Raw genomic sequence first — 22,192 nt, forward strand, 5'->3', positions numbered from 1 at the left:
CGATCTAAGGGGTGGTTTTGTGACATACTTCTCAAGGATAGCGAGTATTGCTAGCTAGTATTGCCTCAACAGATTTTTGAGAATCAACAAAATTAGTAATCAGTTCCTGATTTACTAGTAAACTTGGAGTAACAACTATGGCAACCCCACATATTAACGCTCAACCAGGTGATTTCGCTGAAACTGTACTGATGCCGGGCGACCCGCTTCGCGCGAAGTACATCGCAGAAACATTCTTGGAAGATGTAAAACAAGTTTGTGATGTTCGTAACATGTTCGGCTTTACTGGCACTTACAAAGGTAAAAAAGTATCAGTAATGGGTCACGGTATGGGTATCCCTTCATGCTGCATCTACGTACACGAGCTAATCGCTGAGTACGGCGTTAAAAATGTAATCCGCGTGGGCAGCTGTGGTGCAGTACGTGACGACGTAAAACTAATGGACGTTGTTATCGGTATGGGCGCTTCTACAGATTCTAAAGTGAACCGTATCCGTTTCAACAACCATGACTTCGCAGCGATCGCTGATTACGGTCTACTAGAAGAAGCGGTTAACCAAGCGCGTGCTCAAAACGTGCCTGTGAAAGTGGGTAACGTATTCTCTGCAGACCTTTTCTACACACCTGAAGCAGACATCTTCGAGAAGATGGAAAAACTTGGCATTCTAGGTGTAGATATGGAAGCTGCCGGTATCTACGGCGTTGCGGCAGACCTAGGTGCCAAAGCACTGACTATCCTAACCGTATCTGACCACATCATCCGTGGTGAAAAACTAAGCTCAGAAGAACGTCAGAAGTCGTTCAATGACATGATGAAAGTTGCTCTTGAAACTGCAATCAACATCTAATCGCTTTACCTTTGCTGCCAGAACTCACTCTGGCAGCCTGAATAATCCCGAGGGGGAGAATAGTGACATCTGGCAAACTGCCAACGGAAGCAGACGGGTTACAGCTCAACTTTTGTAAAACATTGGCGTGTGACAACTTTGGAATGAGTGATGCACATCGTTACGTCGTGCAACATGCTAACCCTAAGCGACCTGCGATGGTATGCCGAGAATGTGGTGCTTTCCCCCCCTTACTTAACAACCGTGAAGTTCTCAACGAGCTGCACCGTTTACGACACCTACACAGCGACGGTTTGCCTGCCTGTCGCAACAATGACTGTGCAAATTTCGGTCTATCGGTTCACACCCATAAACACCTTTATCACGCTTTTGGCTACAGCGGCGACCGTCAACGTTATCGATGCAAAGACTGCCACTCGACGTTTGTAGACAAATGGTCAGGTGCCAACAAAAAACTCCAGTTTCAAGAAAACCTCCTTGGCTTGCTCTTTATGGGCTACTCGGTACGCGAGATTTGCCGCAAGTTGGAGATCAACCCAAAGACGTTTTACGACCATCTGGTCCACATTGCCAGCCGCTGCCGACGCAAACTTGCGATGTTCGATGCGCGCTGGGTGAATCATGCCAGCAGCTACGAGTTGGCGGCTCACTACACCACGCTTCAGCCTAAGAGCAACAATGGCGTTTTGTGGTTTGTCACTGGCGAAGCGCACAGTGGTTATATTCTTTGTCAACATGTCAATTATGCCGCCGATGAAGAACCAGTTGGCAGTGTCGATCACGACCCATACCAAACACCCGCGAGATTTGTGTCACGCGAGCACTCGTCTGAAGCCAACATGCCGGTACCAAGCCCGTCACCGGTACTCAAAGAGCGAATCGATCAAAAGTACCAAACCATCCTTGCGCGAGGGAATGTCGAAGACCCGATGGGTAATTTGTCGGTCTTTAACTACCCGTCCAAAGGCGCATTGATTCGTCCGCCTTATACCTCCTACGCTCATTTCTTACACGTACTCGATATGTGCCAACAAGAGGCGCAAGTTTCAATCTATCTGCCACAAGACCCTGTTGTCCGTTCAGCGGCATTGAGTGTTTGTCTGCCAAGAATTCAGACTCGCAATGTTGATTTGATGTACGTCGAAGAAGACGCGAACTGGAATCCAGACAACGACGTGGATAAAGTCGACATCGTCCATATGGGGTGGTGGCGCGATCGCTGGGCGATTGCCACCGTCGATCACAGCTCAAAAGGAATCTGTTACTTGGCAGGCGAGCATAATCAGCCTGAGTTGTGGCTAAAAAAAACGTCAATTCGTAAAGCCGCTTTTTATCAACAACGATTCCAAACTCTGTTTGAAAGCTTTATAAATGAACCAAGGCGTAAGCTACGTCCTGGTGGTTTACTACCAATGCTTGATATTTTCCGCGCTTGGCATAACCTATGCTATCAAGATAAAAATGGGCAAACAGCCGCGCAAAATCTGGGATTAACGCAATCTCCGATGACACTTCGTGAGCTATTATCATAATTATTATTAATGTGACCAGTGCCCACAAACAGCATGAGTTTTGCTACTTTTAGTAGAGTTAGTTAAGCTGCTGTTCTTATAATGCGAAGTTATTAAAGCGGTATTGCGGTAAAGGACTGATTCATTGGATAAAAGCCAGCGACTACTAGACTTAGAGATTGAACAGCTCCGCTCAAGGTTAGAGATAGAGCCTGAAAAAGTGAGTGCGAGTGCAGAACAGTGTGCTGCAAGAGCAACGCAAATTCTCTACCCGGAAGGCGAAATCAAATCTCTGGTCATCATGTCTCGCTGCGCCTGGAATACCATGGAGTACCGCAAAGGGCTCAAGTACATAAAAGAAGCTTATAGCAAACTCAGCAGCCTTGACACCGACGACTTCCTACCAGAAATCCTCCACGTTCACGCACTCCACTATTGGGGACAAGCCAAATACTTTTCCGCACAACAGTATTGGATTAACACGTTAGAGCAATCGGCGCTAGTGGATGAAGTTGAGTTTCAGGTCGAAGCCTTAATCGGTTTAGGTAACATCTGGCGCATCACCAACGATTATGAGCTCGCCAAGAGCACTCACGAACTCGCAATGATTGTCGCCAACCACACGCGTATTAACTGGTTGGAAGGTAAAGCCCGTATCCTACTCGCGTGGGACATGTACCTGTTGGAGAACTACGTCGAGATGCTTTCTGTGCTTGATGGCGCGATCGAAGTATTAAAAGATCACCCCGACAGTACCTGGCAAGCCGAGATCTGGGATTTTCGTGGATTAGCGCTACTTGGACTTGAACGCATTGAAGACGCGGAGCAAGCCACCAATAAGGCGCACTCGCTGGCGGTGAAGCACAACTTAGTGTGGATGAAAGCACACTCCTACATCAGCCGCGCGCGCTTAGAGCTGCTGCGTAAGAACCCGCAAATGGCGTCCGAACTGCTAAAAAGTGCCGAACAATCTGCCGCATCATTTGATAATGGTGAATTGTTGTCTCAGATATGTTTTCAGCAGTCTCTGGTTGCGGAAGAGTACGGCGACCATCAAACCGCCTTAGAAGCATTCAAGAAGTATCGTAAACACTCAATCAATATGCTGCGCGAGCAAACAGCCAAGTTCAACAATGACAAGGCTCGAGCTTCAAAGCGTCAACTTGAGCAACGTGCACGTAAAATCATTAATCTCATACGCCGTCAGCATGAGTTCGATCCTGATAAGCATCTGAGTAACATGGTGTCTGAGATTTATTGGTGGGAACAGTTGGTTCTGTTCAAAACCGAGCTGAAACACAGTAATCACTCGGTGATTACTATCCGACACGATGAAGCGGAATATATCGATATTTGTACTGAACTAGCCCACTCACTGTGCAGCAAGCAAGACATCCTGACCCGTTTAAGCAAAGAACATTTAGGTTTATTGTTGTCCGATAAAGGTGAGTCGGCGGCCAACGTTGCTAACGTACTGAGAAAGATGATCGAGATTTATCCTTGGCAACGTCGCGGACTCAACCACGCACTACCAGAAGTTCGCCATCAAGGTATCCTCACGTTCCCATTCACAATCGAGCAACTTGAGATTCAACAGCAGGAAGAGAGCGATGGAAGTGCTACTGAATAAGATTTCCGAATCGGGCCTAGACGCCTCTTCCGTGACAGGTGAAGAAGCACTCGCGTTTTGGGACAATATTCGTCAAAACGTCGCCACAACACACCAAGAAAAAGCGCAGTGTTTCGTGATCAGCGCAGAGTTTCACCGTGAACTAAAACAAATTCCCGCCAGCATTAACGATTTAAAGCAGGCGCTAAACCTTTTGTCGTTGCCTGAAGACGCCGCACTGATCCTCGAGGTCAAAAACAACCTCGCCGACCGATTAGTCGAAAATGGCGAGTTTTCGTTGGCGCTGAACGAATACATCACTTCTTCTACCATCGCGGTAGACAATGGATTTATCGATGAATACGTGATGTCGGTACTCGGAATGGGAAACCTGTGCGACATCTACGGCGACCATTTCCGTGCGATACGCTACTACCAAAAGATCGATAGCATTGACCACGCGATCTCAAGTCGTTCACTAAGGCTGAAATACAAGCTGTATATGCTGGCTTGTTACATCTATCTCAACCGTATTAAAGAAGCCAAAGAACTGATCAAAGAGTGCGAAGAGCTCAGTATCCTCGTCAGCGATAAAGTGCTGTCTGGCCAGATTCATCTCTACCAAGCCAAAATTCACCGCAGCGAGAAAAACATCGAAAAGGCAATGTTGAGCTTGAGTAGTCTGCAATATACGTCAGGTAATATTCATTCAGCCTGGTTAGCGTCAATGATTCGCTTGGAGCTGGCATGCTGCCTGACCGATTATGGCAAGCGTCATTGGGCAAGTTGGGTGTTGGAGCGTGCGTATCGTAAAGGGGATTCTTCTTCACCGACCTTGAACCTAAAGATTTGCGACGCGCTGGCGTGGCTCAGCGAAGAACAAGGCAACTTTAAATCGGCATTGGAATATCAAAAACAAGCGCATCAACTCGAGAGCGAGCTGATGAAGAAAATTCCGATTGGCGATCTTGGTGCAGCACAACTAAGACGTTTGTCTCGATTTGAGCTTCAGCTTAAGTTGATTCTGTCTGAGATCGAAAACCGTGAGTTGAAAGAAACCACGGAAACCCAAAAACACACCGTGGCAAAGCTGCAGCAAGACGTGTTTACCGACCCGCTAACCCAACTGCACAACCGCCGTTGGCTGGACGTAAAACTCAAAGACTTGCTTTTGCACGAAACACCATTTGCCTTAATGGTCATCGATATCGACCACTTTAAGTCTATCAACGATGAGCTTAGCCACCTAGTCGGCGACAAAGCGATCGTTAACGTCTCAGCAGAGCTCGCCAAGCACTTTAAGTTCAAGAATGCTTCTTGCGTTCGCTTTGGTGGTGAAGAGTTTTTGGTGATCCTCGAGAAGACAGAGTTAGAACAAGCGCGTAACCACGCGGAGTCCTTCCGTAATCGCATTTACGACTTCTCTTGGCAAGACGTTCTCGGCGAACGTGGTCTCACCATCAGTATCGGTGTCACTCTGCATCGTGACGGCGAAAACACCCAGCGAACCTTCTATCGAGCGGATAAAGCTCTTTATCGAGCAAAAGCAAACGGCCGAAATCAAGTTTGTACTGAGTAACTAGTACAAAAACGACAAAGCGGTGGCTATTCGCTAAGTAGTTCATCTACAATGAAAACTTACCCAATACGCGTACAAGCAAAATTTGACTCGCTCATTTTTTGCTTTCCGTTGTGTTGCTTTTCCGCTCGTCTTCACAATACACATATACAGGGATTCAAGTATGTTTCTTGACTACTTTGCTCTTGGCCTGTTGGTCTTTGTTACCTTGGTGATCTTCTACGGCATTATCGCAATCCACGATATTCCCTATGAAATCGCGAAAAGTCGCGAACATCCTCACCAAGATGCTATCCACTATGCAGGCTGGGTCAGCCTATTCACCTTTCATGCGCTGTGGCCATTTCTCTGGATCTGGGCAACATTGTGGAGAAAAGAACGCGGCTGGGGTTTCCAGAAACTGCAACAAGAGCAACACGACATCCACCACCGTGTTGATGCCCTAATCGACCAAGTCGAGCAACTCCAAGAAGAACTGAAACAACTAAAAGCGCAACAGAAGCCAGCAGTCTCTCCGACTCATGATGCTGAACACCGTGAGGAGGATAACTAATGGATTTATTACTCATTCTGACTTACACCGCCATTTGTATCGCTATTTTCAAAATCTTTAAAATCCCTTTGAACAAATGGACAGTTCCAACCGCTGTGCTCGGTGGTGTGGTATTGATTGGTACCTTGATTCTACTGATGAACTACAACCACCCGTTTACTCAATTGGGTAACCAAGTTTTCTCTTCGACCCCGATGGTTTCTGGCGTGAGAGGCCGCGTTATCGAAGTGCCGGTCGAGCCAAACAAACCACTGAAGAAAGGCGATGTACTGTTTAAGATTGACCCTGTGCCATTTGAGGCAGAAGTAGCGAAGCTACAGGCACAAATCAAGGAAGCCAGCCAAGGGGCGCTCGGACTGGAGTCAGAGCTGAAAGCCGCCAGCGCGCAACAAGCTCAGGCAGAAGCCGAACGCGACAAAGCGCAGCGTGAATTTGCTCGCTACCAGCGCGGTTATGACAAAGGCGCATTTACCGAGCAACAACTCGATACCCGACGCCAAGCGTACAAGGCGACAGAGGCCGCATTAGAAGCCGCCAAGGCGCGTGTTGACCAAGCACAGTTGGCACTTGATTCTGAAATTGGCGGTGAAAACACCACGGTGGCGCGCCTACTCGCAGAGTTGAGAAAAGCCGAGTTCAACCTAGAGCAGACCGTCGTCTACGCACCAACAGACGGCTTTGCCACTCAAGTGGCTTTGCGCCCGGGTGTTATGGCGGTACCACTGCCGATCGCGCCCGTGATGACTTTTGTCCATACCGAGGATTTGGTTTATACCGCGGCGTTCAGACAAAACTCTCTACAGCGCCTAAAGCCAGGGTTTGAAGCAGAATTCGTGTTCAGAGCGATTCCAGGGCGTGTATTTAAAGGCGAAGTGATCGACGTACTACCTGCGATTGGTGAGAGCCAGTTCCAAGCGCGTGGCGCTCTAGTTGGCACAGAAGCACTGCGCACCAGCGGACGCGTATTTGTCACATTAAAGATCACCGACGACCTGTCCGAGTTCCATCTTCCAATGGGCACCGCAGTCGAAGTCGCGGTTTACTCAGATAGGTTCAGCCATGTATCCATCATGCGCAAAGTTCTCATTCGGATGAAGAGCTGGCAAAACTATCTCTACCTAGACCACTAAACGACAAAGCCCTCCAATCGGAGGGCTTTTTAAATCGTTCATAACAGACTAGGCCAAGTTGAGAAACAACTCATCGTCTGTCATGTACTTATGTTTCGGGCCTAAGTTACGCACGTGCATAAACATAAAATCCGGAAAGCCTGGTGCCAGTAAGTCATTGGGCAACCATACGACCCCGCCAACAAACACATATTTCCCCTGCTTTTCTGCGCAATGAAGAGGGTTATTGATCTCTGTCGACAGCTCGGGCCTTACCCCTTCAATCACGCAAACAATCTGCCCTTTCGCAACACCGACGACACGTTTAACAAGGTTGGCTTTAATACCACATTTCCATGCTTGGCGAGTCGCCATTTCAAAACCATATTTGCGAACGTTTTTTTGGATGTTAACTATCAAATTCACTGCTTTGCACCTACTACTGATACAACTTTGCTCAGATTAGTCCTACCACTGAAAAATAGCGAGAGAAATAACTCGATGTTTCTCGTCAGATGAAAAGCCAATAGCTGGCTTCAGCTTAGTTAAATCGCCAAATTGGGCCCAAAACTAGATCTAAATCCCATTACTGTTAATTTTAATACTAGTGGTTACATAAATATTTGAAGAAAATCTCAGTCGGTCGATACAGTATGCGAATATCTTATTGACTTGAATTCACCCCGCCAGATTAACCAAAGCAGGGTAACCACAGAGGAAGTTCACATGAAAGAAGTTGAGTTTAGAACCATAGACCGACTGTTTATCAAGATGTCAATTAATGACAAATTCTGGGTCATTCTCATCCTTTTCCTAAGCGCAATTTCATTTATCGCTGGCAGTCGTTATCTGTCTAGCATTGAAAACGCCAACACCTCAGCAATGAATGCCGCTCAGCATAAACTCGCGGGCATGTTGGCGGTTGGTGATAATACTCGCATTCAAGCTCAATCAGACGTAACACTGGTATCACAGTTAAAACAGCCAACCAATAAAGACGGTGTGATTACCGTTGCTCAACGTGCAGACAACGGCTCTATCTATCAGCTCACGTTCGACGCGCAAGAGACAATTGCCGAAGCGAAATCACAAGCACTGACCTCTTTCCTGTTAAGCTACCTTTGGCTCGCGCCTTTCGCTCTATTTTGTTACTGGGTATCCACTTTTATCGGTGGCGCTCTATGGGTGCTGTACAGCACCACTCAGCGTATCGGCGAGGGGGATTTAACTTCACGTCTTGGTTTTCATCCGGGTCGCGACGAGTTCGGTACTATCGGCTGTGCGTTGGACAAAGCAATGGACACCTTGAGCGAGCTGATCATCAACGTGAAGCACAACACTCAAACGCTCACCGATACGTCGGCATCGTTTGAAGAAGAGATGAAGCACAGCGAATCACAAGTACGCAGCCAGTATGCGTCGCTTGATTCCGTCGCAACGGCAATGGAAGAAATGACCGCCTCAGCCAAAGAAGTCTCTAGTATTTCCCAGCAGGCGACGGAACAAACTGAGCACGACTCACAATACATCGAAGGTAGCCATCAACGTGTTTTGGCTGCCATCCAAGAGATCGATACGCTATCGCAATACATTGCTCAAACGTCAAGCTCTGTTACTAGCTTGAACGAGAACACCACGCAAATTAATGAAGTCATTACCACTATCAACGCGATTTCAGAGCAGACCAACTTGTTAGCATTGAACGCGGCAATTGAAGCGGCGCGCGCGGGTGAGCAAGGACGTGGCTTTGCCGTTGTAGCGGATGAAGTGCGCACTCTCGCCAGCCGCACACAATCGGCAACGGTAGAAATTCAAGCGATGATAGAGAAGCTGCAGACTGAAAGCCAAAACATTGCGTCGATTACGTCTAAAACTGTGTCTCAGGCGCAAACCAGTAGCGACATCATCACCGACCTTGGTCAGGACGTTCAGGCAATAGCTGAGTCTGCACGCTCATTGACTAACATGAGCGTTCAGATCTCAACCTCGGCGGAAGAGCAAAGTTCAGTCGCCAACGACATTGCATCGGAGCTGACCGATATCCGTGCTCAATCGAATGCCTTACGTGAAGTCGCGGAGCAATCTTCAAGCGGCATCGCTAATCTGACTCAGGCAGCAAAATCGCTGTCAGAAATCCTTAAGCAGTACCGTACACAGTAGCTTCACGAGACAAATAAAAATCCCTGCTGAAAAGCAGGGATTTTTTTACCAATATCGCTCATATAGAATCTGCCCGCCTGTCGCCCGGCGATGCTTCTCCAACCCCATCTCGGTTAACACCGCTATGGAGTCTTTGATCATCTCCGGATTACCACACAACATCACGAAGCTTTCATCTTTATTAAGTGGCACATCCACCACACGTTGCAACGTTTCACTCTCGATCAATTGTGGAATACGGCCGCTTAACACACCTTCTACCGGTTCTCGAGACACGACGGGAACATAACTTAGGCGCCCTTCATATTGCTGAATCAGTTGGTCAATTAGATAGCGGTACACAAGGTCACGCTCATGACGCACCGCATGAACTAAAACAATATGCTCGCAGCTTGGACGAAAGTTAATATCATCAAGCAGCGATAAAAAAGGTCCAATCCCTGTTCCAGTCGACAGAAGCCACAAGTTTTTTGTCTGCTTAGGGATATTACTGAATACCAAATCTCCATACGCCTTTTCGCCGACGTAGATTTCATCACCTTCTTTAATTTGCTGTAGGTAAGGAGAAAGCGCCCCTTCAGGGTGCGACACAATCAGAAACTCAAGCATATCGGTCGTGTTTAACGGAGCGTTAACAACAGAATACGGACGACTGACCAAATCACCTTGGCGGTTGAACAAAGCCAGTTTCGTGTACTGCCCCGCTTCAAATTGCAAGCGAGCGCCCGTCACTCTTAGGCTAAACAAGTCTTGATTCCAGTCCGTTCGGCGGTCGATATGCGCGAGGGAAAAACCATTGAGGGCAACCATCGTAGATCCTCCAATCGGTTACATATTATTAACGTTACGCTCACTTAATCGTTATGTAAAATCAGAGCACTACGGAGTGATAGTAGATCACATTTTTTTAACAGTTATCGTTATTTATCCCTTCCCTCTTGATTCCATCCAGCGCAATCCCCATGATGCGTCTAGCGATTGGCGACAGTTGTTATATACTGCGCTCCTTTAAACGTTCAAACCTATCGATTTGCAATGAATAAAAGTTTACTGACGAATATCATCGCCCTTGCTTTGTTGGCAGGTGGCTACCAAACAGACAACCAAATTGCCTTCTACGCAGGCCTGTTCGCCTTTTCTGGCGCGATAACCAACTGGCTTGCGATTCACATGTTGTTTGAAAAAGTACCCGGTCTATACGGCTCTGGCGTTATCCCGGCACGCTTTGAAGAGTTTAAACTGGCGATAAAAAACTTGATGATGGAGCAGTTCTTCACCCAAGAAAACATCGACAAGTTTCTTAACCAAGAAATGTCTGGTGGGAAAACGCTTGAGCTGCAACCCGTTATCGATAAAGTCGACTTTAACCCAACCTTCGACTCACTGGTCGAAGTGATTGCGGCGTCATCATTCGGTGGCATGCTGGCGATGTTTGGTGGCACAGAAGCACTGCAACCATTGAAGCAGCCGTTTGTCGAGAAGATGAAAGAAGCAATGGCCGACATCAGCCAGAGTGAGAGTGTCAAGCAAGCGCTCAAAGAACAGTTTGAATCACCGGCGATGATGAGTGAAATTGAAGCCAATATTGAAGCAATTATCGACCAGAGACTGAGCGAGCTTACACCTCAGCTCGTCAAAGAGATGGTGCAGAAAATGATTAAACAACACCTTGGCTGGCTTGTTGTTTGGGGTGGTGTGTTTGGCGGCATTATCGGTGTGATCTCATCATTTGTTGCTTAAGCTAGTAAAACGACACAACGAAAAAGGGAAGCGAGTGCTTCCCTTTTTTATTTAACGATTAGTTATCGGCCAGATTTTAACAAAGACCTCGTGACATTCGCGGAGTCATCCAGACCGAGAGCATCCATCGCCTGCTGATATTCATCAACAATCTCCGTGTACTGGATATTGTTGAAGTCATCTCTGATATAGCGAAACGTGCCTATATAGACAACATCGGCGTTTTCTGGCACTTGAAAATAGACACCACCGGGAAAGCTCAATACATCGCGTTGCATCGAATCAAGATAGGTTACCGCCCCTCGCAACCATGTGGTGCGACGAGGAACTTCCACCATAAACGGCACGCCCCAAGTCGCTTCAATGGTCGCTTGCCAATCGTCGCTTCCATCCATCGGCCCCGGATAAATTCGGTCTGAGCGGGTTCCCGTTGCAACAAACACTTTATTGAGAATGCGACCATCGCCTAGCGCATTCCAATACGTGGTCTGTTCAAGTTCTACATCGATCGGCGGGTCGAGCTCAAATTTACCGATGACAATGACCTTGTTCTCTGCACTCGATAACGCTGTGGTATGCGGCAGCATTGTTGGCATGCTACAGCCGCTCAAAAACAAAATAACCAAGGCGAGCTTTAAAACGTTTTTCATAATTGGTCGATTCTGTTTTGGATTCGTTGAGCGACAACAGGGTTGTCTTTGGTATCTTTCAGAATTTCCTCAAGCATCTGTTTTTCAGAAGGCGCGTTGTCAACGGGAACCACATCGAACTTAGACTGCTCAAAAAAGCCGGTATCCAACTCTTGCAGTGCATAATCACCAAAGTGGTAGACACCCGGTTTTTCTATTAGCAATGCCGCCACATCATCGCCTTGTTTACCGAAGTTGTAGCTATAAATCGTGTTACTGCAGATAAAACCTAGGCAAGATTGCCCTTCTGCAGAGTAAGCAGCGAAAGCGCCGTTTGGAAAGGCAAAAGAATAGTAAAGGTAGCCGCCTTCAAACTCTTTGACCGCTACGTGGTAGTAAGGTTTATCAGAGTGAGGACGGTGTTGGAATATTACTACTGAGTGAAGTCGATTAGCATCGACATCGTCTATGTTGAGCCAGCCATAGCCTACCGAAAGCTTAGTAAAGTCGTCGACTTTCTCTCCCCCCGTTGAGGCACAGCCGACCAGTAAAAACAGAAAAATCGCAGCGACAAAGTGTTTAGTCATTAGTCATCTCCTTTGCTTGAAGCAAGGTGTCGATACTGAATGGAGTGCGCTTAATTCCTTGATTTTTAAGCAACACATGAATATCTATCGATTACTAAATAATATCGCTTATGCAAGATGATGCGATGAACCACCTGTGATCATCTTCAACAAATACGAAGTTTTACCTGATATTCCTCACTTTAACGAAAATCTATACCCAAGCGTTGAGTCCAAAGAAACCTTATACATCCGTTCGGGATTTATAGCTTGGTAATTAAATCAGCGTTCACACCAAAACTGGTTTTGTGTTCTTCAATCACCACTTCGCTACGGGTTTGAATCACGCCCGGCAACGTACCAAGTTTTGAAGACATAAAATTCTGGTACGCTTTCATGTCTTTCACCCGCACCTTAATCATGGTATCGAAGTCACCGGACAGCGAATAACACTCTTCAATTTCTGGCATGTCTTCTACGGCATCAGCAAATTTTTCAAAAATGGAGAAGCTGGTTTGATCCAGTCGGATGTGGATAAACACTTGCACGTCTAGGCCGAGTTTTTCGGGATTGAGTTCCGCGTGATAGCCTTTGATGTAGCCTTCTTTTTCAAGGCGTTTGACTCGGTCAGAGCAAGGAGAAGTGGTGAGGTTTACCTGTTTGGCAAGCTCGACAATCGGCAGTCGGCCTTTTAGGTTAAGGGTTCTGAGAATTTCGCGGTCAATTCTGTCCAAGTCCATTTAGCGCTCTTATGATAGTTGTTAGCTTTTTGCTAATACTATCTAAACGCACTAAGTAAACCTAGCACCAAATCAGTGGAATGTAAGAAATTTGTGAATGGCGGTTATGCCACTTCGGCATCGGAGAAAGAATTGCTATTCACACGTTCCGTTTGGCTATTACATACACGGCAAAAGCACTGCTTTTCCATCTTCATGTAATGTGCCCCTTGGAATAGTGTCGCAAAAAAACAAGCCATACTCTTAACCATAGAATGGTTGGTGTCCTCACATCGCTTCATGACAACCTTATGTGGTGTCACTTTTGCACAGCAATGGCAGTACTCTTGAGGCATGTTTTTCTCTCCTTAAAAGTGGTGGGGTTATTTAATTGACCTATTTGTAAGCTGTTGGTTCGCGCGGCTCAAACTTTAGTGAAAAAAATGTGACGCTTGCCAAATAATTATTCCAAAAATACAAAAAGCCCCTGAAACTCTACGCTTCAGGGGCCTTTTTACCGACTAATGTTCTTATTCAAGTTCAGTCAGTAGTTTTTGATATTTCGAGTGTTGAGATTTCACGCTCTCTTCTGGCTCGCCCGTTAGCAAGCTTACAACCACGATAGAAATGGTTGAGAAGATGATACCCGGTACGATTTCGTACACGTCGAACCAACCACCAGAAATCTGTTTCCAAACTACGATAGTCACGCCACCCACAATGATACCTGTAAGCGCGCCGTTGCGGTTCATGCGTGACCAGTACAAGCTAAGTACAAGTGCTGGACCAAATGCCGCACCAAAACCAGCCCACGCGTAAGATACAAGACCCAATACAGAGCTGTCTGGTGTCATAGCAAGCGTTAGCGCCACAATTGAAATTGCGATTACCGCGATACGACCTACCATCACGATCTCTTCTGAGCTCGCGTCTTTCTTAAACACTTGCTTGTAGAAATCTTCTGCTAGTGCTGAAGACGATACTAGCAGCTGTGAATCCGCTGTACTCATGATTGCTGCAAGAATCGCCGCAAGAAGGATACCCGCGACAACTGGGTGGAACATCGCATTCACAAGCAGCATGAAGATCTTCTCACCGTCATCGACAGAGATGCCAGAGTTGCTTACGTAGATAAGACCAACGAGACCGACCAGCATCGCACCAAACATTGATAGTGCCGTCCAGATAACCGCGATGCGGCGAGCTGTCGTTAGATCTTTGTTTGAACGAGACGCTTTAAAACGAGCTAGGATGTGCGGCTGACCAAAGTAACCTAGGCCCCATGCTACCAGCGAGATGATCGCGATCGCGCTTAGTGGCTCACCTTTTGAGTCATTCCAAAGAGTCAGTAGTTGCGGGTTGATGTTCGCAAGCTGACCTTCTAGGTCGCTGAAACCACCTTCCATCGCCACAATCGGCACGATGACGAGTGCCGCCGCCATTAGTAGACCTTGCACAAGGTCAGTCCAAGATACCGCTAAGAAACCACCGAACAGGGTGTATGACACAACACAAACCGTACCAATGATTACCGCTGTGGTGTAATCCAAACCAAATACTGTTTCAAACAGTTTTCCGCCAGCTACCAAGCCTGAGCTTGTGTAGAAAAGGAAGAATAAAAGGATGAAGAAAGCAGAAATAACCTGAATCAGTTTTGAGTTGTCGTTAAAACGACGTGATAGGTATTCTGGCAATGTCAGTGAGTCAGTAGTGATACTGTACGTACGTAGACGTTTCGCGTTGATTAGCCAGTTTAGCCATGTACCAGCAAGTAGACCACCCGCTAGCCAAAACGCCTCGATACCTGCCGCAAACGCGTAACCAGGTAGACCAAGCAGTAGCCAACCACTCATATCCGACGCACCCGCCGAAAGTGCCGCAGGCCAAGGACCAAGAGAGCGTCCACCCAAGAAGTAGTCTGAAGAGTTTTTCGTTCGTTGATACGCAATTACGCCTATTGCAAGCATCAGAATTAGATACGCAATAAACGTGGCTGTAATAGCAAAGCTATTTTCCATGTGATTTGTCCTCTTTTTATTCGATCGCCTTCCCTAAAATGCCCTCATCGTTGGTAAACATACGTCAAATGAGGGCAAGCCTAACAGGAAAAGAAAGGGTTAGTGAGCTTCGCTACCTAGTTCTAGCAAGGTCGCATTACCACCCACTGCTGTTATATTTATTGTTCTCGTACGCTCAGTAATAAAACGAAGCGAGAGGTGAGGGTCCAGCGCTACAGAGAGAGCCGCCAGATCCGTTTCTGAAACAAGGCCAACAATCGCGCCTTCTCGTTTCGCTAGCTGACGGTTGATATTTAACTCAACCTCAGGTTTGCCAACGTAACCCACACTACGTACGTCTTGCTCAAGCAATTGATGGTAAGCATCAAGCGGAGCAAACTGTACTAGGTTCATTGGTAATGAAGACTGCATGTAAGCAGCTTCCAGTTTTTCGCTCAGTTTCACGTCATCACTGCATAAGATAACGGTGTTGCCTGCAATTAACGCGGCGGTAAGCTGCGCGACTGCCGACTTCTGAGCTTGCTCTGATACATCGTTTTGGATGATGAGAGCGACACCGCGGCCTGCGGTGTACAATTCATTGGTTTCACCAGTTGGACCAACCAATTGATGCGTTTCAGCCAGTAGCGCTGACGCCTGAGCAATATGGTAAGAAACAACCGAAGCCAATGATGGCTGAGCTTTTTGCAAAGCCTTTTTCAATGCGAGTAAGCACTCGCTTTTTGATTCAAAGCTGGTGAGGTTCCAGTTTTCCCACGCCGAAAAAGCATCAGAAAAAAGAGTTACTTGATGAACCATGATATTTCTCCTTGCCTACGGATTAAGAAAACTGAGTTTGAGTGAAACGGAATAAGTAGTGTGGACCACCCGCTTTCGGGCCAGTACCAGACAGACCTTGTCCACCAAATGGTTGTACGCCAACCACCGCACCCACTTGGTCACGGTTGATGTAGCAGTTACCAACTCGCGCGTGTTTCTCAATCCAGCGGTAAGTGGTTTCGTTACGGCTGTGGATGCCCATAGTCAAGCCAAAGCCTGTGTTATTGATTTGCTCTACCACTTGGTGCAACTCGCTCGCTTTGAAGCGTACGATATGCAGGATCGGACCGAACTGTTCTTCTTTCAGGCAAGAAATATCGCGGATTTCAAATGCGCTTGGCGCAACGAAATCACCGTATTGATGCTCTTCACCTAACGTCAGCTCTGCTACCTTCTTCTCGGTCGCGGTCATGTGTTCGATATGTTTAACCAGTTTGGTTTTGGCTGTGCTATCGATTACTGGGCCAACGTCTGTTGAGTGCAGGTAAGGCTTGCCAACGCTCAGCTCTTGCATCGCACCTTGGATCAGCGCAACGATGCGGTCAGCAATATCTTCTTGTACGTACAAAACACGCAATGCACTACAACGTTGACCTGCCGAAGCAAATGCCGAGCGAATCACATCACGTACCACTTGCTCTGGTAGCGCAGTACTGTCAACGATCATTGCGTTTTGACCACCAGTCTCAGCAATGAACGGTACAGGCGCTGCGTCGCGAGCAGCAAGCGTTTGATTGATGCGTTGAGCTGTCGCCGTCGAACCTGTAAACGCCACACCCGCAATAGCAGCGTGAGACGTGAGCGCCGAACCAATTTCTGCACCACGACCCGGCAACAGTTGAATCGTACCTGCTGGGAAGCCTGCTTGGTTCATCAGTTCGACTGCACGTGCAGCGATTAAGCTGGTTTGTTCTGCTGGTTTCGCCACAACGGTGTTACCCGCCACCAGCGCCGCAGTCACTTGACCAAGGAAGATTGCCAGAGGGAAGTTCCATGGACTGATACAAACGAACACACCGCGACCTTTGCGAGTTACGATACGCGCTTTGCCGTCAAAACCATTGATCGCCAACTCACCCAGCGCATCAACTTGCTTGGCGTAGTAACGACAGAAATCTACCGCTTCACGCACTTCATCGATGCTATCGTGAATGGTCTTACCCGCTTCCTGGTGACATAGCGCAACCAGCTCAGCAAGATTGTCTTCAAGTAAGTCTGCAAGTTTCTCTAGCTTCTCTGCACGCTCTGTCGATGGCGTTGCTTGCCACGCGGCAAATGCATTTTGTGCACCTTCGATTGCATCGGAAACATGATCAAGGGTTGCGAATGCTACCTGACCAACCTGAATACGACGGTCGTATGGCGCTTTAACATCTTCTAGATTGATGTTTTCCTTGATCATGCTTTCGGCAAAAGATTGACCATTAATGATAGGAGCCGCGACCCACTGCTTATCCATGAAGCTTTCAACTTGCGCTTCAAATGGTTTAGCTTCGCTTTCGATGTCAACGTTAACGCCAATCGAGTTCTTACGCTCTGGGAACACCGCTGGCGGAAGTGGAATACTGGTGTTGTTCTTAGTTTCAAATGCATTCAGCATATCAACTGGATGTTGAGTCAATGATTCAACCGGGCAACGCGCATCGACCAAACGGTGAACAAACGAGCTGTTCGCACCGTTTTCTAACAAGCGACGAACTAAGTAAGGCAGTAGGTCTTTGTGGCTACCAACCGGCGCGTAAATACGTACCGATTGTTTGTGAATGTCCATTACATGGTTGTAAAGCGAATCGCCCATACCGTGTAAGCGTTGGAATTCGTAATCTTTATGCTGCGCCATCACCGCAATGGAAGTAACGGTTTGCGCGTTGTGGCTAGCAAACTGTGGGAAGATGTTTCCACGCACGTTTTCACTCAGAAGGAAACGCGCACATGCCAGATACGCCACGTCAGTCGCTTCTTTACGTGTGTACACTGGGTAGTTGTCGTAGCCCGCTTGCTGTGACCACTTAATTTCGCTATCCCAGTACGCGCCTTTTACAAGACGAAGTGGGATCAGATCGCCCTGCTCTTTCGCAAGACGGTTTAGCCATACCAATACTGGTAGCGCACGTTTTGAGTATGCCTGAACCACGAGACCAAACTTACCCCAGCCTTTTACAAGTTCACTGCGGTACACTTTCTCAAACAGTTTCAGTGACAGTTCAAGACGATCTGCTTCTTCCGCATCGATCGTGATCGCAACGTCCAGTTCAACCGCGCGGCGCAGCAACTGTTGTAGCGTGTCGTATAGTTCAGTCAGAACGCGTTCTTCATTCGCCACTTCGTAGCGCGGGTGAAGAGCCGAAAGTTTGATAGAAACCGAAGGAGCTGGGCTAGTATCTTGACCGTATTGGTCACGGCCGACCGCTTCGATTGCCATTAGGTAATCTTTGAAGTACTTGTTCGCGTCCGCTGTGGTTAGCGCCGCTTCACCAAGCATGTCATAAGAGTAAGTGAAACCCTTGTCACGCATTGAACGACCGTTCTTTTGCGCTTCTGCAATGCTACGACCTAGTACAAACTGGTGCCCCATCACTTTCATTGCTTGGTGCATCGCTTGGCGAATCACTGGCTCAGACATCTTGTTTACAAGGCGGTTAACCGCGCTTACTGGGCTGCGAGATTCTGTTTCAGAAAGACCAACCACTTTACCTGTTAGCATTAAGCCCCAAGTTGAAGCGTTTACGAACACAGAATCTGAGTTTTTCAGGTGGGATTTCCAGTCTGCGACTGTCAGTTTGTCGCGGATCAGTGCGTCAGCGGTTGCAGCATCTGGGATACGCATCAACGCCTCTGCAAGACACATCAACAAAATACCTTCCTGAGTATCCAGGCTGTATTCAAGTAGCAATGCATCGATCATTTGAATCGACTTTTTGTCTGCTCGAATCGCTTTAATCAGGTCGGTTGTTTTGTCAGTAATCTGCGCCTTCTCAGCGTCAGTTGGCATTGCCAAAGGAAGTAATTGGTCAAGCCATTGTGATTCATCCACCATATATAGTGGAGAGATCAATGACCACAGCTTATCAAGCGGTTGCTCGACAAACTCGGCATTCAACACATCAGTTGCTGTAAACATGCGTTTTCCTCAATCTCACACCTGAAAATAGATCAGGTTTTTTACAATGGCATGCAGTGTATTTTGAGCGCGAGAGGATTACTTGTCAAAAACTCCGAGTCTTTTGCTAAAAACTCTGATTATTAACAAAACAAACACAGAGTCACATGCAAATAAGCAAAATATTGTATGGTTTTGTTTTCACATTTAACCAACTTGTTTCTTATACAAAGAAGGTGAAACACCCTGAATACGGGAAAAAGTGTGAGTAAAAGTACTTTGCCCAGAGAAACCCGTCAGCTCAGCGACCTGTCCTAGCGAAAGATTGCCTTGCGCGATCAGCTGCTTTGCCATATCGATTCGCTTACCCAGCACGTATTGGTGTGGCGTGATGCCCATTTGCTCTTTGAACAAGTTGTGGAATTGGCTTTCACCAAGGAAAACACTGCCTGCAAGTTGAGCTACGGAGATCTTTTGGCTTAGATGCTGTTCAATGTATCGGTCAATCGCTTCGAGGTCGAAGCGGGATTCTTTACGGATAGTAGCGAATGCCGACATATGACGCTGTAGCAGTGCGATCACCGTATCGTTACAGGCGCGGCTAAGCAGTTGGTCTTCTGGATTTGATTGCATCTCAGACACCAACATGCGGATCAGTTTTTGAATTTGTCCGTCAAGTTGGAAGTAGGTATCACGCTGATTGAGTTCATTCAGCTTTTGCAGCATCAGTGGGTCATCGTCAGATGGAGCAGGAAGATTGAGCACCAGAATATCCGACTGACCAACAACGCCACCGAACGCATGGTCAGTTTCCGAGGTCACCACACACCCCTGTCCCGGGCCAATAAAGTTGCCATAACCACTGACTTCAAATTCCGCCTGCCCTTTTAGGCCAATAACAATCTGTGTGTAGCTATGATCGTGACAATCCATGTACGAAGGTAAAGTGATCAGTTCTGCGGGTCTTGGTAGCAACAACTTGACTGGTTCTGATGGTGTTGGAAATTCAGGAGGAAGATTCATTGTGACCCACCCATTAGGATTGTACTCAGGGGCAAATGGTATAACAAAAGTATAGATTACCGAAACACTCCTTCGACAGCTTGCCAACTTGGCTAAATTTTCACCGCAGTTCCAATAAGAATGCGAGTTAGCAGCATGTTAAAGACGCGATCAAACTCCCCGGAACAATGATCAAGTGCACATTATTTACGGTGAGTGTCACTTCTATTCAACATCCAGCAACAAAAATGCTCACAGACTGGCCTTCGCCTACAGAGCGTTATTTAGATATTTGCCTTACGCTGTCAGCCAGAGCCTGACTTGGCATCAGTTTTGGTCGAGGTAGACAGCACTTCTAAACCAAGCCTTAGAATTCAAGCAGTTGGTTGATACAGAGGCGAACGCGGACAGATAGACGGAATGATATCCTTGATCATGCTTTCGTAAAATGTCTTGGCGATTGGTGAAAACATAGCGCCTCACTATCAAACAACGATAACAAAGCGGCATCTTCAATAGTTGATTACAATGTGCAATCAAACACTTTTCTTCAATATTACAAAAGTAACAGGGGGGATTTCCCCCCTTTCTTCTTCATATGCACCCAGTACAATCGTTCGCGAGCTGTTCCGGTACGAGCAGCTTGTGGTATCTATTGATACGTCTATGCCCTGCTCGCAGGGTTCATAGAGCCTCTTCTACACATTATCAAGAGTAAATCTTGTATTTGCCAGCCACTCTCCGGTGCCTGGCATTTTTTTATCGTACAACCGACCTACATTCGCTAGAATAAGCCCACTGTTCCATGAGGCGCATATCAGAAAGTGAATCCGCAGTTACTCTCGATCATCGACCAGCTTCCCGGATATTGGGGCTGTAAAGATACCAATTCTGTTTTTGTTTATACCAACCAAGCTTACGCTAATCTAGTTGGACTCGAGTCAGCCGAGCAATCCATTGGCTTAAACGATTTCGATATCCCGAGCCCAACGTCTAAATGTGCCCAAGACTTTAGAAACCAAGATGTGTTTGTGATGGAGAAACGTACCAGTCTCAAGGTGTTGGATATTCACCCATACCCAGACGGTCGCTGGCGAGCGCATATTTTTACCAAGACGCCTTGGTTGGATGATAACGGCAAAGTGATTGGTACGATTTTCTACGGCCAAGATCTTTCCGATACCGCCATTCTGGAAGTGGGACACTGGATTTGCCGCGCGACTGGCCTACCAACCAATCAAGCACTGACCATGCGTCCAAGCCAGCGAGACAAACCGCTTAACCTGACGCCAAGGGAGTCAGAAGCGCTGTTCCTTTTGCTCTACGGCAAGAAACCGCACTATATCGCTGAAGCGATGAACATCTCGATCAAAACACTGGAAAGTCACGTCGCACGTTTGCGAGCAAAATTTGGTGCGCATACCAAAGCACAGTTGATTGATATGGCGTTAGAACAAGGATGTGCGTCTTATATTCCACCCACGCTGCTAAAAACGCAGATTTCGGTGGCGCTAAATAGTGAATACGCCGCATAAAGCGGCGTATTAAACAAGTTATGGTGCTAGGCGGTCAATATCCCAGTGACCGTCTTCTTTAGAGAACAAGAATCGATCATGCAGACGGTGTTCACCACCTTGCCAAAATTCAATCGACGTTGGTTTGATTCTGAATCCCCCCCAGAAACTAGGCACAGGAATCTCACCTTTTTCAAACTTCTGCTTAAGTTCGAGGAATTTACCTTCCAACACACCACGCGCAGAAATGCGGCTACTCTGCTTGCTGGCAATCGCCGCAAGTTGGCTCTCTTTGGGGCGCGATGAAAAGTATTTCATGTTCTCAACCATCGACAGTTTCTCCGCCACACCCGTAATGTGCACTTGGCGTTCTAGCGGATGCCAAGGAAAATGCAGGCTGACTTTCGAATTGCCTTCAATCTGCTGAGCTTTGCGGCTACCTAAGTTGGTGTAAAACACAAAACCATCTTGATCGACGTGCTTTAGCAGCACGATACGTTGAAATGGTTGACCAGTACTATCGACTGTCGCCACTGTCATCGCAGTTGGGTCGGTTAACTTGGCTTCAACCGCTTGCTTCAACCAAAGGTCAAACTGAGCGATAGGATCTGGCAGAAGATCTTTTCTTCTCAGGCCACCTTTTGTGTACTCACGGCGAATATCTTCAAGTTCCATCTTTTCTCCTCGCTAATTTTTTGGCTGATTGTGCGCCCAAT

General features: G+C 47.2%; 19 protein-coding genes. 9 read left to right on the plus strand and 10 right to left on the minus strand.

All coding sequences use genetic code 11. The annotated features are described in order from the left end of the window. The first annotated feature begins 137 nt into the window (after positions 1-137). The 6 genes from deoD (at position 138) to AKJ31_RS11495 (ending at position 7,230) form a co-directional block, all read left to right on the plus strand. Complete coding sequence (gene deoD, locus AKJ31_RS11470; protein ID WP_053409236.1) at positions 138-848, plus strand: purine-nucleoside phosphorylase; 711 nt, start codon at positions 138-140, stop codon at positions 846-848. Between the two features lie 62 nt (positions 849-910). Next, positions 911-2,380 carry a lactate dehydrogenase gene (locus AKJ31_RS11475; RefSeq protein WP_053409237.1) on the plus strand — a complete coding sequence of 490 codons (1,470 nt, stop codon included), beginning with the start codon at positions 911-913 and terminating at the stop codon, positions 2,378-2,380. A gap of 124 nt (positions 2,381-2,504) precedes the next feature. Continuing rightward, the gene (locus AKJ31_RS11480; protein ID WP_053409238.1) at positions 2,505-3,989 is read left to right on the plus strand and encodes a tetratricopeptide repeat protein; all 1,485 of its coding nucleotides are present in this window, start codon (positions 2,505-2,507) and stop codon (positions 3,987-3,989) included. Next, a complete protein-coding gene (locus AKJ31_RS11485) occupies positions 3,970-5,547 on the plus strand; it encodes a tetratricopeptide repeat-containing diguanylate cyclase (protein WP_053409239.1) in 1,578 nt (525 codons plus the stop codon). Before AKJ31_RS11480 ends, AKJ31_RS11485 begins: the two co-directional genes overlap by 20 nt. A gap of 163 nt (positions 5,548-5,710) precedes the next feature. Continuing rightward, positions 5,711-6,100, plus strand: a complete 390-nt coding sequence (locus AKJ31_RS11490) for a DUF3302 domain-containing protein (protein WP_053409240.1) — start codon at positions 5,711-5,713, stop codon at positions 6,098-6,100. After that, positions 6,100-7,230: an HlyD family secretion protein gene (locus tag AKJ31_RS11495; RefSeq protein WP_053409241.1), complete on the plus strand. Its 1,131-nt coding sequence runs from the start codon at positions 6,100-6,102 to the stop codon at positions 7,228-7,230. Before AKJ31_RS11490 ends, AKJ31_RS11495 begins: the two co-directional genes overlap by 1 nt. A gap of 48 nt (positions 7,231-7,278) precedes the next feature. Here AKJ31_RS11495 and AKJ31_RS11500 read toward each other — a convergent pair whose 3' ends face one another. Beyond that, complete coding sequence (locus AKJ31_RS11500; RefSeq protein WP_053409242.1) at positions 7,279-7,635, minus strand: hypothetical protein; 357 nt, start codon at positions 7,633-7,635, stop codon at positions 7,279-7,281. Positions 7,636-7,935: 300 nt separating this feature from the next. On the opposite strand from AKJ31_RS11500, the gene AKJ31_RS11505 reads away from it, so the two are divergent. Further along, on the plus strand, positions 7,936-9,369 hold the full coding sequence (locus AKJ31_RS11505) for a methyl-accepting chemotaxis protein (RefSeq protein WP_053409243.1): 1,434 nt from the start codon (positions 7,936-7,938) through the stop codon (positions 9,367-9,369). Between the two features lie 45 nt (positions 9,370-9,414). Here AKJ31_RS11505 and AKJ31_RS11510 read toward each other — a convergent pair whose 3' ends face one another. Then, positions 9,415-10,179, minus strand: a complete 765-nt coding sequence (locus AKJ31_RS11510; protein WP_053409244.1) for a ferredoxin--NADP reductase — start codon at positions 10,177-10,179, stop codon at positions 9,415-9,417. A 225-nt stretch (positions 10,180-10,404) separates the two neighbouring features. Between AKJ31_RS11510 and AKJ31_RS11515 the strand changes: the two genes are divergently transcribed. Next, a complete protein-coding gene (locus tag AKJ31_RS11515) occupies positions 10,405-11,109 on the plus strand; it encodes a DUF445 domain-containing protein (protein WP_053409245.1) in 705 nt (234 codons plus the stop codon). Positions 11,110-11,171: 62 nt separating this feature from the next. On the opposite strand, the gene AKJ31_RS11520 is transcribed toward AKJ31_RS11515, so the two are convergent. The 7 genes from AKJ31_RS11520 to AKJ31_RS11555 form a co-directional block, all read right to left on the minus strand. Further along, positions 11,172-11,759, minus strand: coding sequence for a hypothetical protein (locus tag AKJ31_RS11520; protein WP_053409246.1), 588 nt, complete (start codon positions 11,757-11,759; stop codon positions 11,172-11,174). Then, positions 11,756-12,325, minus strand: a complete 570-nt coding sequence (locus AKJ31_RS11525; RefSeq protein ID WP_053409247.1) for a hypothetical protein — start codon at positions 12,323-12,325, stop codon at positions 11,756-11,758. The genes AKJ31_RS11520 and AKJ31_RS11525 overlap by 4 nt, the downstream gene beginning before the upstream one ends. Before the next feature lie 242 nt (positions 12,326-12,567). Next, positions 12,568-13,044, minus strand: coding sequence for an Lrp/AsnC family transcriptional regulator (locus tag AKJ31_RS11530; protein ID WP_053409248.1), 477 nt, complete (start codon positions 13,042-13,044; stop codon positions 12,568-12,570). A 509-nt stretch (positions 13,045-13,553) separates the two neighbouring features. Continuing rightward, the gene (putP, locus tag AKJ31_RS11540) at positions 13,554-15,041 is read right to left on the minus strand and encodes a sodium/proline symporter PutP (protein ID WP_053409250.1); all 1,488 of its coding nucleotides are present in this window, start codon (positions 15,039-15,041) and stop codon (positions 13,554-13,556) included. 99 nt (positions 15,042-15,140) lie between these two features. Next, positions 15,141-15,839 (minus strand): 1-pyrroline-5-carboxylate dehydrogenase, encoded by a 699-nt coding sequence (locus tag AKJ31_RS11545; RefSeq protein WP_053409251.1) that lies wholly within the window; start codon positions 15,837-15,839, stop codon positions 15,141-15,143. Between the two features lie 22 nt (positions 15,840-15,861). After that, complete coding sequence (putA, locus tag AKJ31_RS11550) at positions 15,862-18,981, minus strand: bifunctional proline dehydrogenase/L-glutamate gamma-semialdehyde dehydrogenase PutA (protein WP_053409252.1); 3,120 nt, start codon at positions 18,979-18,981, stop codon at positions 15,862-15,864. 186 nt (positions 18,982-19,167) lie between these two features. Further along, positions 19,168-19,983, minus strand: a complete 816-nt coding sequence (locus AKJ31_RS11555) for a helix-turn-helix domain-containing protein (protein ID WP_053409253.1) — start codon at positions 19,981-19,983, stop codon at positions 19,168-19,170. 803 nt (positions 19,984-20,786) lie between these two features. On the opposite strand from AKJ31_RS11555, the gene AKJ31_RS11560 reads away from it, so the two are divergent. Beyond that, positions 20,787-21,497, plus strand: a complete 711-nt coding sequence (locus tag AKJ31_RS11560) for a helix-turn-helix transcriptional regulator (RefSeq protein ID WP_053409254.1) — start codon at positions 20,787-20,789, stop codon at positions 21,495-21,497. Positions 21,498-21,515: 18 nt separating this feature from the next. Here AKJ31_RS11560 and pdxH read toward each other — a convergent pair whose 3' ends face one another. Then, on the minus strand, positions 21,516-22,151 hold the full coding sequence (gene pdxH, locus AKJ31_RS11565) for a pyridoxamine 5'-phosphate oxidase (protein WP_053409255.1): 636 nt from the start codon (positions 22,149-22,151) through the stop codon (positions 21,516-21,518). Positions 22,152-22,192 lie beyond the last annotated feature (41 nt).

Origin of the sequence: Vibrio hepatarius, assembly GCF_001274785.1 — a bacterium.
In the GTDB taxonomy this organism is placed as follows: domain Bacteria; phylum Pseudomonadota; class Gammaproteobacteria; order Enterobacterales; family Vibrionaceae; genus Vibrio; species Vibrio hepatarius.